Genomic DNA, 14,345 nt, shown 5'->3' with positions numbered 1-14,345 from the left:
CGCAGCTCGTGTTCTCACCCCTTCAACGTGACACCCTACGGGCAAAAGATCCATTTAGTATAAGTTGGCGAAGCGCATAATTTCCCTTACGCATCGCGCTGGCCTGTGGAAATGTCTGCGTCCGGCTCACGGGAGGGCGGCCGTAAGGCCTTACTCCACCGGGCCTTCTAGTGTCCAGCCGTCCGCGGCCACTTCGAGGTGGAGCTCTCCCGGTTCGGCCGTTTCGCCGCAGCGATCGCATACGGCGTGCTGGGTGTACTGGTGATCGTGGTGCCGTAGCCGCAGAGGGGGAGACGTCGCAATCCAGCGATCTCCCCAGCGGAGCAGTTCACGCAAGGTGCCGACCAGGTCGCGACCGGCTTCCGTGAGGTAGTAGCCCTCGTGGCGAGGTTCGTCGGGCAGCGGGCGTCGCTCCATGACGCCGGCCGCGACCAGTCCCTTCAGGCGAGCGGACAGGCGGTCGGTCGGAGCGCCGGTGTTCCTGGCGATCCGACGGAAACGGTGGTTACCGAACGTGACCTCGCGGATGGCGAGCAGGGCCCACCGGTCGCCCACCACCTGCAGGGCGGCGGCGATCGAACAGGGCCGCCCGGGTACTTCTCCGGGATCAATGCGTTGTGTCGTCACCCTGACCAGTATCCATCACGCGCTTTGAATTTCAAAGCTACAGCTTTGAGCCTCGCCCGGCTCCCGCCACCCCGGGGGAGCGTGGTTTGAATATCAAATCACATCGTGCTTCTCTGGTCCCATGACATGGAAGGTTTGGTTTTCAAAGCAGCGTGTTGCCTCGCTGGTGATCCTGCTCGCGGTCTTCATGACGAACCTGGATCTGTGGATCGTCAACGTGGCGCTGCCCGCGATGGGCGCAGCCTTCGCGTCGCCCCATGGGCAGGGCGCGACGCTCAACTCCCTGTCCTGGGTACTCAACGCCTACGCCATCGCCTTGGCGGCCCTCCTGGTGGTCGCGGGCCGTACCGGCGACCGGATAGGGCAGCGGCCGGTGTTCCTCGCCGGGGTGTCCCTCTTCACCCTCGCCTCGCTCGCCTGCGCCCTGGCCCCCGACCTGTGGACGCTCGTGGCGGCACGGGCCCTGCAAGCGGTGGGAGCCGCAGCCCAACTGCCCACCTCGCTCGCCCTTCTGCTGGCGACCGTGCCCGCCGAGAGCCGCACGCGCGCCACCCGCAACTGGGCGGCAGTCGGCGGACTGGCTGCCGCCGCAGGTCCCGTCGCCGGCGGCCTGCTGGTCCAGGTCGACTGGCGCTGGGTCTTCGTGATCAACGTACCCATCGGCATCGCCACCGTCGTGGCCGGCCTTCGCGTCCTGCCCCGTACGACCCGCCGGGAAGAGGGCCGCCTGCCCGACATGCTCGGCGCGCTGCTGGTCACCGTCGCTGTGGCAGCCCTCTCCGGAGCTCTCGTGCAGGCCCCGGACTGGGGATGGCTGAACGCCAGGACTCTCGTGCTGTTCGCGGTTGCGCTGGTCACCGCGATCGCCTTCACCATCCGCTCACTGCGTCACAGCCACCCGCTGTTCGAGCTGCACCTGTTGAGGCTGCCCCGATTCGGCACCGCGAACATCGGCACCTTCGTCTTCGGTGTGGCCTTCGCCATCATGCTGCTGTCCAACGTGCTGTGGTGCCAGGAGGTCTGGCACTGGAGCGCGCTGCGCACCGGCGTTGCCATGGTGCCCGGGCCGGCCCTGGTCCCAATCGTCACGCTGCTCACCGCTCGTGCCGCGCAGCGCCTCGGCCACGGGCCGCTGATCGCCGTCGGTGGCCTGCTGTTCGCCGCAGCGATGGTCTGGCGGGCCTGCTTCGCGTCCCTCACCCCCAACTACTGGGTTGATCTGCTGCCCAGTCAAGTCCTCAGCGGTGTGGGCGTGGGACTCACGCTCGGCACCCTGATGGCTGCGGGCGTCAGTTCCCTGCCTGCGCACCGCTCCGCCACCGGGTCCGCCCTGGTCAATTCCGTACGCCAGATGTCCGCCACCGTGGGCATCGCCATCTTGGTTGCCATCCTCGGCGCGCAGGTGGGCCCGGCCCAGCGCCAGCACTTCCAAGCGGCCTGGGTGCTGGCCGCCGCCCTCGGCCTGGTCTGCACCCTGATTGGACTGCGGCTGACCCGAAGCGCCCGCGATCAGGCGAGGCCACAGGGGGCAACCGGCCCGGCCGGTGCACAGGCGGCGCCGATCGACGCGCGCTGACACTGCTCCAGCCACCTCAAGCAACGCGGCACAAGGCCGACGGCTTGTCTGCCACGCGCCGCTACGAGAAGGCCCAAGAGGGCCGGTGGTGTTTACCAGCGCATCCCCCAACTCATCAAGGTCAGCCCCGGCGCTGTGGGCGCAACTTGGCTGCTCTGCGGCGGGTGCTGTCGACCCAAAGCGCCGAGCTTCACCAAGATCCGCACCCAAGTAGGGCGGGGTTGCAGATGCCTGGACAGCACCATCCGGCTCAGCGGATGCGGGGCAACGCCTTGTCAGGGTGCGCGGTGTGGACGTAGCGGACGGCGGTGCCGGGATGGATGCCGAACAGGTGCACCAGGTGTACTGGGTCGGCGGTTTGTCGGGCCTCGTCCAGTACACGGTCGCTCCACATCTGGCGCGGGGTGATTCCGGCTTGGTCGAACGCGCGCCGCAGCGCGCAGTAGCTGACGGGCGGGAGGGCGGGGTGGTGCGCTGAGTGCGTTGTCACCAGCAAGTGCGGGTTGGGTGATGCGGGCCACTGGTCGTGACGTTCCTGGAGCCACTCGTCCAGGAGGCGGAGGGTCAGCGTGTCGAGATAGACCGTGTGCACCTGGCCGCGCAAGTCGACTCTGAGGCTTGCGCGGGCAAGGTCGGGCGCGTTTATGCGCAGTCGAGCAATGTCGGTGACCTTGATGGCGTGGACAGCGACCAGGCCGACGGCCAGTCGCCCCATCGCACTGTCCACCCGATCCAGCAGGCCATGTAGCCGGTCGCTGGGCAGTGGTTCAGGAAGTCGAACGGGGGTGGTGAGGGAGAGCCCGGCGAGCGGGTTGGTAAAGACGGCACGTTCCTGTTTGAGGGCGCGGAAGACGCTGAGCAGGACGTGATGGACGCCGCGTGCCTGGTGTCCCTGCCGGTCGCCGAGGGCGGAGGTCACGTGCGCGGTGGTGATCTCCCGGAGATCCAGCCCGTCCTGGCTCCAGAGGTTCAGGACGGGGAGAACGACGTTGAGGTCGCGTCGGATACGCGTGTAGTTGACGGGCGGGTGAGGGCGACGACCCTCCCCGCGGCGGACGGCGACCCAGGTCCGCATTTGGTCGGCCATGGCGTCAGAAAGTTGTCGGAGCTTGACTTCGATGGCCTGGCGGTGCCCGGCGTCTGTGCGGGCGGCGTCCAGGCGGGCGAGTGAAGGGCTGGTGGCCATATTGCGGTCGTGGTCGGGTTCGAGCAGTCCACGCTCATGCAGGAAGAACACGATCCGGTGCAGAGAGGCGTTCGGCTCCAGCCTCGCGAGCGCGCACACGTCCCGCTCCGGGACGGGCTCCTCCACACCCGTGTACGCCAGGAGGCGGTGCAGCATCTGGATGGAGTAAACGTGGTTCGGCTGACGGCTGGCTGTGACGGGAAGGCAGGCAGAGAACTGTTCCACCAGTGCCTGTGCTTCGTTGCTGAGCGGGGGCAGCAGGCGGTGGGGGACAGTGTGAACGGCCATCCAGTCACGCGGGGCCGTCAGCAGGGCGGTCTGCCCAGGGACCACCGGAACGCAAGCGAACAGCGAGGCGGCGTGGTCGTGCTCCGGAGCGGGTGCCGGGTACGGCTGTGTTCCTTTGCCGACTACCCGGTGGGCAAGTGCTCCGGCGAAGGTGAGTTGAGTGAACGTCCCGTCCGGCTGGGGCACGTTCCGCACGAATGCCAGACAGCCCCGGCACAGGCTCGTCTTCACATGCAAGGGGAGGCCGTCGCGTCCGCATCGGGTGCACCGCCCTATCGGCCGTTTCGCACGGTAATTCGCGCACGCGGTGCACAGGCGAGTGGTGATGCCCCAGCTGCCGCAGTGCGCGCAGCCTGTCACGGTGCCGGCGGGCACTCGAATCCTCTGCTGACGCATCTGGTCGGTCATCTGCGTCGGCCCCCGCCACAGGCCTGCCTGCTCCAGGACCTTCTGTGCGGCAGCCGCGCCGAACTGCATCCCGCGGCCTTGGTCGAGGATCTCGCGGGAGACCTGTCTCTCGCCCTCGGCATCCCGCACGGCCAGGGCCAGCCGTAGCCGCCGTCCTACCTGGCTGCACCATGCCCGGCCCAGGCCGCGCTGCCGGGCCAGGACCAATGTGTACTGCTTCAGCGCCTCCTCCTCTGGCCAGTGTCTCTCTGCAAGGTCGAGCAGTTCCGGTGCCCCCAGCCGGCGATGCACCGGGAACAGGATTTGCTGGCCCGGCATCGTCGCAGGCAGCACACGGCGTCGGGGCTCCGCAGGCCGCGCTGTGGGCGGCTTGCCAAGGCGCCAGGCTCCGTCCGCCACGCCGGGAATCAGCAGCCGAAGCTGCGTCGCAGCCGGAAAGCAGGACACGTTGCCTGCCGCCCGTTCGGCGTGTAGCGCCAGCTGGCACCCGCGGCAGAGCCCGTCTTGGCCCAGGTGCTGCTGGTACCGACACCGGGGGCACAGTCCGCGCTGGGAGTACTGGTGATCCCACTGCTGGCACCCTCTGCACCGCCAGCTGCGCCGGGGTTGTCCCGGCGCCACCGCCAGGCAGTCCTCGCACTGCCTGATCCGCTCCAACGCGCGGCTCAGTTCGGGGGCTGCAGGCGCCGTGGGCCATCGCCTCGCGGCACCGGCCGCACTGGCCGTACCGGGTCCGGAGCCCTTTCACCACCTGCGACCGCCCGGCTCTCACCTTGATCCGCCGCGGTCGCGGCCGGCTCGGCTTCCAGGAGATCGCCCACGGTACATCCCAGCGCCTGGCAGATCAGGTCCAGGTCCTCGAGCCGCACGGTCACTGGGGTGCCGCCCCACAGTGCGGACACCTTGCTTAACGACGGATTGAAGCCCACCCGCCGAAACGCCGCCAGCAAGTCGGTCGGCCGCCAGATGTCCTGTCGCGCCGCCACCCAGCGCAGATTCCACTTCATCGAAGGCTCCCCGTGTCCGCCACCAGCCGCTGCCCGGCCCGTTCGGCTGAAGCCCGCCGCGCCGCCTGCTCCGGATCGCCCTGCGCGGTCAGGAGGTATCGGACCGTGGTCGTACTCCACCAGTGCCCCAGCAATCGCTGCACCTCCCACAGGGACATCCCCCGCTCGTAGTTGTGAGTCGCGCACGCATGACGCAGGAGATGAGGGAACAGCTCCGCCACCGGGCCCGGGAGATGCGCCAACGACGCTGCCCGCAGCGCCCGCCTGAACGTCGAGGGGACCATCTTCGGCGCGACTGGCATGTTCAGCGCCGCGACAGCCACGGGCAAGCGTTCGGACGGAAACAACGGCGCCGATGGATGCTCAGGATCGTCCCGGAACAATCCGCGCACCTCCTCCACGTACCACCACAGCAGCTCCCGCCCCTGCTCGAACAAGAACGCCTCACGCTGCCGCGGCCCCGACCCCCGAGCCCCCTTGCCATGAACGAGGAAGCGGCCCCACTGGCCCGACTCCCAGTGAACATCGCGCATACACACACCGCACAGCTCAGCCGCTCGCACGCCCGACAAGTAGGCGATCTTCGCCATGACGTAGTCACGGCACGCGACCGCCTCCTTGCGTGCCTGTGGCAGAGCACGCCGCCACGCAGCGAAGAACTCCCGCATAGCCTGCTGCGACGGCGGCACCCGCAGACCCAAGTCACCCCGGTGGCGGGGCCGATTGAACGGATCGATCGGCGACTCCACGACTACACCGAAACGACGGTTGATCTCACCCGCGTACCGTTGCTCAAGGAACGCGAAGTACCCGTCAATAAGGTTGATCTTGGTGCGAACGGTGGAGCGGGCACGCTTGCCCGGTCCGGCGAAGTAGCGGTCGAGGTCTCGTGGTTGCAGGCGCCATGGAGCCAGATCCAGGTACTCACAGATCTCGATCACAGGTTTCACGAGCTTGTCGACCGTTTCCGGCATCAGACCCGCCGCGTCGCGTGCCCACTGGTACTCAGCGAGGGTGTCGAAGAAGTAGTCACGCTCCGACAGGCCGTCCCGCTCGCCGCGGCGGCGGTGCAGCTGAAAGACGTCCGCCAACCCAGCGCCGCCGAGCTCCTCCGCCGGCCTTGGCTCCAGCGCGGTGCGACGAGTTCGGTATTCATCCACGAACACGCAGATTACGAACCACACTTGCAGATTCTGCGAGTTTCTGCGGAAACTCCACCGACTCAGGGACATGTCGAACACGGGTCTCGGACCTGTCGACATGTAAGAGATCGCACGCAGCGATCGACTACGAACCCGCGCGTACTCCAGTTGTCTGGCCGAAGGGCGGTTCAACGGCGACGGAAAGAAGGCCGTCGAGGCTTACAGCGACGTCCTCCCTCCACTGGGCGAGGCCATGACCGAACTCGGACGCGCGCAAAGCGAGATCGCGTACTTCAACTTCACCACCCATCCGACCCACCGGAACAACCCGTCGAGCCTCGATCCCGCCCGCCGGCAGGCCAACGAGATCATCACCGGCTGCTGCGAGGCGGCCGACGAGATCCTCGAGTCCGTGGCCGCAGACCTCCGCACGTCAGCAGGCCGCCTGGCACCGTCCACCGCACACGTACAGGCCACCGCCCGCTCACCCCACACCTCCCTCGTCGGACAGAGCGCCCCGGCGCCTGCAGCCCCGCCGGCCCCGGCGGCCTCCCCCCTGGCACCCAGCGCCGTGAAGGGCCGCTGACGTGTCCGCCGGGTCATCCGCAGGGCCTGCGATCGGCTCCCTGTGCTCCGGATACGGGGGCCTGGACCTGGGCGTGCAGGCCGCACTCGGTGGCACGGTGGCCTGGCACGCCGAGACCAGCCCCGACGCGTCCCGCATCCTGGCCCGGCACTGGCCGCACGTGCCCAACTATGGCGACATCACCGCCATCAACTGGGCCGATGTGCCCCGGGTGTGCGTGTTGACCGCGGGCTTCCCTTGTCAAAGACGTCTCGGTCGCCGGCCGCCGCGCCGGACTCAACGCGAACACCCGCTCAGGGCTGTGGCTGCACGTCGCCCGCGCGGTCGAAGCCCTCCGACCCTGCCTGGTGGTGATCGAGAATGTCCGCGGACTCCTCACCTCCCCCGCCGGTACCCCTGGCGACGTGGAATCCTGCCCGTGGTGTCTGGGAGACGACCCAGCCCAGCCTCCTCTGCGGGCACTTGGCGCCGTACTCGGCTCCCTGGCCGACCTCCGGTACGACGCACGCTGGCTCGTGCTACGCGCCTGCGACATCGGAGCACCCCACCGCCGCGAGCGGACCTTCCTCACCGCCTGGCCCGCCGGACCTCCTTCTCAAGACGCCGACGAGCAACATCGGATCGAACGGCGGGAGCCAGCACCCGGAGAAGAGGAAGAGCGGCGGCCACGGGCCGAACCTGGCCGACGAGGTGGAGTGGCTGCTGCCGACGCCGAAAGCGTCGGACGGGATCAAGGGCTCGCCCAACCAGCGGCACGGCAACGGCGACTTGACGCTCCCCTCGGCGGCGGCCTCCCTGCTGCCCACCCCACGGGCGAGCAACACCGGCACCCCTGGACGCCGTCCGCGCCGGGGCCGGCGACCGCCCCTGTCGGCGGAGGCCCTGCCGCTGTGGACGGACCCGAGTCCGGATACGGAGGAAGCAACGGGCGCTGGGGGCCGTACGCAGCCGCGATCACCCGGTGGGAGACCCTCACCCGCCCCGCGCCGCCGCCCACCGACGAGGCCGGGCGGCTGCGGGCGGAGTTCGTGGAGTGGATGCAGGGCCTGCCCGCGGGCTGGGTGACCGCGACACCCGGACTCGGCCGGCCCGCCCAGCTCACCGCCCTCGGCAACGGCGTCATCCCCCAACAAGCCGTACACGCGATGCAGTTGCTTCATCCTCCGTTTCCGAGGTGCCCACCCTGCGCCGGGTCGTAGCCGCACCGTCGCCATTTCCAAGACGGACCAAATCCCCGATCCTTTGCCTGGGCGGACAGTCACGAGCGCAGTCCAGGAAGAGCCCGCCACCCTGCACCACATCAGTTCTCCCGAACGAAATCCGGTACATCGGCGGTCGAATCCGGATCGTCGATCGATAGCGCCATCATGCGTTCCGGAGCACGCACCCGGGATACGGTGATGCCATGTAGGCACGCTCCGCACCAGAACAAGGCGTAGCCAACGCGGCTGGTGGGGTCCACAATGTATCGGACCTCAAGCTGGTGATTTCCGCATGCCGGACACGGCACACTGGTTGTCACACGCTGGCCGTTGGAGACCAAAGCCAGCGCCTTAAGCCAGGCTTCTCTATCAGCCATCAGCGCGAGCCTCCGTTGAAGTAGTTCCAGAACTGGTCCTCCGAGGCGAAGGCGGCACGCTCCCAAGATCGCTCCTGCTCCCATGACGAAGCAGGACCATAGAGTCCAACCTGCATAACATGCATCCGCTCATGTCCGATAGTTCTCACGAGGTCCTCAGTGGAGCCGAACGCATCAGGATACAAGGTAATTGTCCTCCCGTCCGGCGATGTATGCCCGTAGAGCGACCGTCCGATCAAATCTGAATCACGATTTATCGTGACTTTCACACCGCCCAGGTCGACGCCCGCCTTACGAGCAACCTGATTAACCACTCGCTTCTGCATGGGTACTTGCAGGTCTGAGAACGGCCCCGTATTGGAGGTCCGGCGCTCCAACCCAGGAGCGCTACTTTCTTCCTCGCTTCCGTCCCCAAATAGCCCTCGCAGCCACGGGAATGCCGCGCCTGCGTAGGTGCCGCCGAAGCCGCCGGCGAAGCTGAAAAGGAGGTCTTGGGGGGTGGTGGATTGGCATTGGACGGCGTTGACGGCCCAGGTGTAGGCGGCTTGGGTGAGTCCGTTGACGGTGGCGGCGGTGGCGTAGTAGGCGGCGGTGCCGTCTTCGAAGCCGAGGAGGGCTGCGCTGGTGCCGCCGACGGGGGCGAGGAGCCCTGCGCCGAAGCCGATGACGGCGCCCTTGGCGGTGGTGGCGGCGAAGTCGGACCAGTTCCAGTCGCCGTCGTGGTGCTGCCAGGCGTAGATGCCGCCGCTGACGAGTCCGCCGATGCCGGCTCCGACGAGGGCGCTGATGCATACGGGGCAGGCGCCGGAGGGGTCGGATTCGTTGACGGGGTCGTTGTCGGCGTAGGCGTAGTCGGAGGGGTTGGGGTTGCCGGGTGTGGTGGCGACGGGGTCTCGGGTGGTGAAGCGGCCGGTGGTGGTGTCGAGGGTGCGGGCTCGGAGGTCGAGGGCGCCGGTTTGGGTGGGGTCGTTGTAGGCGCCGGTGAAGCCGAAGGCGCTCTTCTCACCTCCTGCGGGGTCGTTGGGGTTCTCGGTGGAGGTGCCGAAGGTGCCGTAGGTGTACTCGGAGGTGAGGGCGCCGGTGGCGTTGACGACGGCGGTGACGGAGCCCCGCTGGTCGTGGAGGTAGGAGTAGGAGGTGGTGGCGTTCGTGGCGACGGATTGGGGTGCGCCCTGGGGGTCGTAGAAGTAGTCGCCGACCAGTGCGTTGCCGGTGCCGGTCTCGGTGGCGATCTGGGCCTGGGGGTTGTTGATGTCCCAGGTGGTGGTGTCGGTCAGGGTGCCGTTGGTTTTGGTGGTGGTGCGGTTGCCGTCGGCGTCGTAGCCGTAGGTGTGGGTGGTGGCGCCGGTGGTGGCGGTGGTGAGGTGACCAGCGGGGTCGTAGGTGTTGGTGGTGGCGCCGGCTTGGGTCTGGTTGCCGTCGTTGTCGTAGGTGTAGGAGGTGGCGGCGCCGGCCTTGGGTTGGGAGGGTGTGCCGTTGGTGACGGTGGCGGTGCTGGGTGTGGCCTTGGTGAGTTCGTCCGCCGCGTTGTAGGTGTTGGTGGTGGTCTGGGTCGTGCAGGTGCCGGACTCGCAGGGGACGTCGGTGTCGGCGCTGGTGGCGAGGTTTCCTGCGTTGTCGTAGGTGTAGGTGTGGCCGGTGCCCTCGTCGAGGCAGGACGCGGCTTCCGCGTTGTCGGTGCAGTCGCGGGTGACGCGTCCGGCGTCGTCGTAGGCGTAGCGACGGGCAGCGTCGTATGACTCGCCGTGGGCTCCGCTGCCGGTGAAGTCGGTGGTGAGGTGTCCGTCCGCGTCGTACTGGAAGAAGTGGCCTTCTTGGCCTGTGGTCTGCAGGCTGTCCAGCCGGCCGGCGGCGTCGTAGGCCCGGGTCTGGGTGAGCGCGGGGGTGGTGGGCAGGGCGGTGCTGGTCGGGTTGCCGGCGGCGTCGTAGGCGTAGGTGGTGGTTTTTCCGGCGCTGCCGGGTTCGGCGGCGGTCTCGGTGTGGACGCGGCCGTCAGTGTCGTAGGTGTACGCGGTGGAGGCGCCGTCGGGGTCGGTGCGCTTGTTCAGCGTCTGGTCGCTGTTGTAGGTGTAGCTGAAGAGCTGGCCGGTGGTGCCGATCGACTCGAGTTGGTCGTTGGCGTAATACGTCAGCGTGCGGGTGCCGGTCGCGTCGGCGACCGTTTGCATCCGGCCGGCATCGTCATAGGTGTAGGTGACCGCGGGAGTGCTGTCGGAGTAGGTGACCTTCTGCGTCAAGTCCCGGGCGTCGAGGGTGGCGGTGATGGTCTGGCCGCGGGCGTTCTTGGTCTGCCAGAGGTTGCCCTCCGGGTCGTAGGCGAACGACTCGGTGTGGCTGAGCGGGTCGGTGATCGAGGTGACGCGGCCTTCGTTGTCGTGGCCGTACGTCGTGACATGCGTGTTCGGATCGGTGATCGTGTCGAGGAACCCGGTCGCAGGGTCGTATGCGTACGTCGTGGTGCCGCTCGCGGGTGCGGCGGTCGTCGTGAGTCGGTCGAGTGCGTCGTAGGTGTAGCTGGTCGTCTTGGACAGGGCGTCGGTGGTGGAGGTGACGTTGTCGACACCGTCGTAGCCGGTCCTGGTTGTGTTCCCGTCCGGGTCGGTGAGGCTGGTCGGGTTGCCGGCCGGGTCGTATCCGGTGGTCCAGGTGTAGTTGGCCGCAGTGGCCCCGGTGGTGTTGCCGCGGGGGTCGACGGTGGTGGTGCGCAGGCCGTCGTCGTCGTAGCCGTAGGTGGTGTGTTCTCCGGCCGGGGTGAGGACACCGGTGAGGTTGCTGTCGTCGTCGTACTCGTACGTGGTTTTGTTGCCCGCGCCGGTCCTGGTGTCCTCCAGGCGGTTGTCCGCGTCGTAGTCGAACCTGGTGACGGTGTGGCCGAGGGCGTCGTACTGGAACGTGACGTTGCCGTCGAGGTCGTAGGTGACCTTACGGGTGTGCCCGTTGGGGTCGGTGGTGCCCAGTGGGCGGTTGACGGTGTCGTAGGCGAAGGCGGTCGTGTGGCCGAGGGGGTCCGTGGTGGAGGTGCGGTTGCCGACGTGGTCGTAGCCGTACGTCCAGGTGTACGCGGACTTGTCCGCGCCGGTCGCGTTGCCGCGGGCGGTGACGGTGGAGGCGATGTTCCCGGCCGCGTCGTACGTCGTCGAGGTGGTCGCGCCGGTTCGGTCGGTCACCGAGTCGGGGCGCCCGGCGAGGTCGTAGCCGTAGTGGGTGGTGTGCTGCGCGGGGTCGGTGATCGACGTGACGTGGTCGGCGTCGTCGTAGCCGTAGGTGGTGACCCGCTCGGCCGGGTCGGTGACCGTGTGGATGTTCCCCGCGGCGTCGTACTTCGTTGTCGTGGTGTGGTTGTTCGCGTCGGTGACCGAAAGGAGCCGGTCGGCGTCGTCGTAGGTGTATGTGGTGGTGAACTTCGCCGGGTCCGCACCGGTGACGTTGCCGCGCGGGTCCGTTTCTGTGCGCAGGCGGCCCGACGTGTCGTAGGTGTAGCTGGTCACGCGGCCTTCGGGCGAGGTGACCTGCTGCAGGCTCCCGTCGGGGAAGTAGGCGTACTGGGTGGTCTTCCCTCGCGGCGTGGTGGCCGTCTTCAGCTCGCCGTTGGGCCAGTAGGTGTAGTCGGTGGAGTTCTGCAGCGGGTCCGCGACCTGGGTGAGCAGGTGGTTCGCGCCGTAGGTGAACTTCGTCGTGTGGTAGTCGGCGTCCTCGTACGTGGCGGGGTTGCCCGAGGAGTCGTAGGTCCACTGCTGCAGGCCGTCGGTCTTCGTGCTCTTCAGCAGTCCGTTGTCGTTGTACTTCCACGATGTGTCGTGGCCGTCGGCGTCGAGGAGATCCGTGAGGTTGTAGTGCGCGTCGTACTCGTAGAGCGTCACGTTGCCCAGGGGGTCCTCCTGGGCGTAGCGCATGTTCCCGGCGTAGAAGTCGCTCCACACCCCGCCGTCGGGGGCGGTGGTGTCGGTCTCGTCGAAGACGCTCGTGGTCGTGTAGGCGAAGGTGGTCTGCCGGTCGTCGGCGTCCGTCTGCGAGGTCACCCGGCCCTGGGTGTCGTAGACGTTGAAGACCTGCCGGTGCTGGAGTGCGTCCGTGACGGTGTTCAGTCGGCCGGCGCTGTCGTAGCCGTAGGTCGTCGTCGCTCCGTCGAGCGCGGTCACGGAGGTCAACTGGCTGCCGGTGTAGCCGTAGTCGACATGGCGGCCGTCGGCCAGGGTGATCTTCGTCAGGAGTGCGCCGGTGTAGGACAAGGACACGTCACGGCCGGCCGCGTCGGTGATCGTGGTGGGTACGCCGCCGGTGTACGTCAGCGTCAGTCCCTGCCCGGAAGCGTCCTTCTCACTGCTCAGGTGGCCGTCCGCGGCGAAGGTGTACGTGATGTGGTCGAGGGAGGTCAGCGTGTATCCGCCTCCGGAGGCGGTCGCCAGGACGGAGGTTCCACCGTCGGCCGGTGTGAAGCTGCCGTTGCTCTGCTTGGTGTAACCGTGCAGGGCTCCGCCCTCGCCACGCACGAGGACGTTGCCGGCGCTGTCGACCTGGAGGCTGGTCTCCCACGGCAGCGACCAGCCCTTGCCGAGCGCACCGACCGCCGCCACGTTCGAGCCATAACTTCGCGCCGCGGTGAACGGCACTCCCACGCCCGTGACAGACGCGTCGGTGAACTGCTCGCTGTACGCGCCAGTTGCCGTGTCCACCGGGTCCGCACGCTGGACATCGCTGCGCGGCGCACCGCTCGCGTCGCCGCAGGTGCAGCCGTTCGTCCCGTCGGCCGGAAGGAAGGGCAGTACCAGGAAGTCGTTCGACGAGCCGCAGGTGACAGCACCGGGCGGGTCCGTCATCACCTGCGCGCAGGCGTTGACTATGTAAGTCCACTGGCTGTTCGCAGTACACACCTGTGCCGGTAGCGGGATGACCGCGCTGACCGTCGGCGGGTCCGGCGCACCGGGCTGGTCGTGGGTCATCCAGTTCGGGGCCGACACCGTCTGGTCGAAGTCGAAGTTCAGGTTGGGCCCGCCGGTGCAGTAGTCGGTGACCTCCCAGGTCACCTTCACCGGCTGCGACTCCTGCGTGGTGGTGTTGTCGCCGTACTGGTAGATCGATGCCGTCTCCACCAGAGGCTCGCCCGGCACCGCCGCGCCCATCCGGTCGCACAGGCATATCGGGTTGTCGGTGTAGGCGGCCTGGTTCCCGAGCGGATCGGTCGAGATCTGCTCGCTCACCAGACCCGTGTACGGGCCCGAATCGGCCGGCGACTCGACCCGCTCGGCCGCCGCGGGATGCTGCTTCTGCTTCGCCAAGCGCTGCTCCACCTTGGCGGTCTGCTTCGGCGTCGGCGCTTCTCCCTTGCCCGCGGGAAGGCCGTGGGCCTTGACCGCCGCGGGCTGGCCGCCGAACGCGTCACGCCGCTGCGCGAGCGACAACGGCTTCTCAGGAGCCGCCGGCTTCGGGACATGGGCCGCGTCGACCTGCGACACGGAAGCCGCCGCCGCGGAAGTAGTCGGCAGCACCGCCAGCCATCCACCGCCCGCCAGAACAGACAGCACCACCAGCACGGACAGAAGCCGAACCCGGACCAGGACAGCACGAAGCATGCCCGCCACCCCCCACAGGTCAAGGCGCACCACAGAACACGCTCCCCAGCGCAGGCACGCCGTGTCGGAGCGACCAGTCTCGCGAGGCCCATACCCAACCATCAAGAGACCAAATGACTGCTGTGACAGCATTTCTGATGGTTAGTCAGTTGGAATTTACTTACTGATGGCGAACGTTCGGATGCGGACGGCGACTCTCCGGTCGGCGGCACCTGCACGGAGGGCGGTGATGACGCGTCGAGGTGGCTGTCGTCGAGAACCCGTCGACCAGCGTCCCCATCCGCCGCGCACTCGTGCAGCGAAACTCAGCGCCCCGTCGCCCTGCCCTATGCGCACTACCGCCTTTTCCCGGACCGGCCAAATCGCCGATCCTCCG

Annotated in this window: 9 protein-coding genes and 2 pseudogenes; 5 read left to right on the top strand and 6 right to left on the bottom strand. The window is 68.0% G+C overall.

All coding sequences use genetic code 11. The features are described from left to right. Nucleotides 1–150 precede the first annotated feature (150 nt). Entirely contained in the window at nt 151–627 is a 477-nt protein-coding gene (locus AC3EVP_RS06900) for a winged helix-turn-helix transcriptional regulator (protein WP_435127211.1), read from the bottom strand. A gap of 121 nt (nt 628–748) precedes the next feature. On the opposite strand from AC3EVP_RS06900, the gene AC3EVP_RS06895 reads away from it, so the two are divergent. After that, entirely contained in the window at nt 749–2,203 is a 1,455-nt protein-coding gene (locus AC3EVP_RS06895; RefSeq protein WP_435127209.1) for a DHA2 family efflux MFS transporter permease subunit, read from the top strand. Nucleotides 2,204–2,453: 250 nt separating this feature from the next. On the opposite strand, the gene AC3EVP_RS06890 is transcribed toward AC3EVP_RS06895, so the two are convergent. The 3 genes from AC3EVP_RS06890 to AC3EVP_RS06880 all read right to left on the bottom strand — a co-directional run bounded on the left by AC3EVP_RS06890 (nt 2,454) and on the right by AC3EVP_RS06880 (nt 6,276). Beyond that, nucleotides 2,454–4,418 carry a hypothetical protein gene (locus tag AC3EVP_RS06890; protein WP_435127206.1) on the bottom strand — a complete coding sequence of 655 codons (1,965 nt, stop codon included), beginning with the start codon at nt 4,416–4,418 and terminating at the stop codon, nt 2,454–2,456. A gap of 332 nt (nt 4,419–4,750) precedes the next feature. Continuing rightward, the gene (locus tag AC3EVP_RS06885; RefSeq protein ID WP_435127204.1) at nt 4,751–5,092 is read right to left on the bottom strand and encodes a helix-turn-helix domain-containing protein; all 342 of its coding nucleotides are present in this window, start codon (nt 5,090–5,092) and stop codon (nt 4,751–4,753) included. Then, entirely contained in the window at nt 5,089–6,276 is a 1,188-nt protein-coding gene (locus tag AC3EVP_RS06880; protein WP_435127202.1) for a tyrosine-type recombinase/integrase, read from the bottom strand. The genes AC3EVP_RS06885 and AC3EVP_RS06880 overlap by 4 nt, the downstream gene beginning before the upstream one ends. Nucleotides 6,277–6,487: 211 nt before the next feature. Here AC3EVP_RS06880 and AC3EVP_RS06875 point away from each other — a divergent pair, with 211 nt between their 5' ends. The 4 genes and pseudogenes from AC3EVP_RS06875 (at nt 6,488) to AC3EVP_RS06860 (ending at nt 8,019) form a co-directional block, all read left to right on the top strand. Continuing rightward, on the top strand, nt 6,488–6,820 hold the full coding sequence (locus tag AC3EVP_RS06875) for a hypothetical protein (protein ID WP_435127200.1): 333 nt from the start codon (nt 6,488–6,490) through the stop codon (nt 6,818–6,820). Between the two features lies 1 nt (nt 6,821). Next, nucleotides 6,822–7,004, top strand: a pseudogene (locus AC3EVP_RS06870) (DNA cytosine methyltransferase); the annotation flags it as partial. A gap of 115 nt (nt 7,005–7,119) precedes the next feature. Next, nucleotides 7,120–7,338 (top strand): annotated as a pseudogene (locus AC3EVP_RS06865) (DNA cytosine methyltransferase); the annotation flags it as partial. 372 nt (nt 7,339–7,710) lie between these two features. After that, the gene (locus AC3EVP_RS06860; protein ID WP_435127198.1) at nt 7,711–8,019 is read left to right on the top strand and encodes a hypothetical protein; all 309 of its coding nucleotides are present in this window, start codon (nt 7,711–7,713) and stop codon (nt 8,017–8,019) included. Nucleotides 8,020–8,120: 101 nt separating this feature from the next. Here AC3EVP_RS06860 and AC3EVP_RS06855 read toward each other — a convergent pair whose 3' ends face one another. Both AC3EVP_RS06855 and AC3EVP_RS06850 read right to left on the bottom strand, forming a co-directional pair. Then, the gene (locus AC3EVP_RS06855) at nt 8,121–8,399 is read right to left on the bottom strand and encodes a zinc ribbon domain-containing protein (RefSeq protein WP_435127196.1); all 279 of its coding nucleotides are present in this window, start codon (nt 8,397–8,399) and stop codon (nt 8,121–8,123) included. Beyond that, nucleotides 8,399–13,969 (bottom strand): DUF6531 domain-containing protein, encoded by a 5,571-nt coding sequence (locus AC3EVP_RS06850; protein WP_435127194.1) that lies wholly within the window; start codon nt 13,967–13,969, stop codon nt 8,399–8,401. Before AC3EVP_RS06850 ends, AC3EVP_RS06855 begins: the two co-directional genes overlap by 1 nt. Nucleotides 13,970–14,345 lie beyond the last annotated feature (376 nt).

Source organism: Actinacidiphila sp. bgisy144, assembly GCF_057708105.1.
This window is presented reverse-complemented; position numbering and strand designations above follow the sequence as displayed.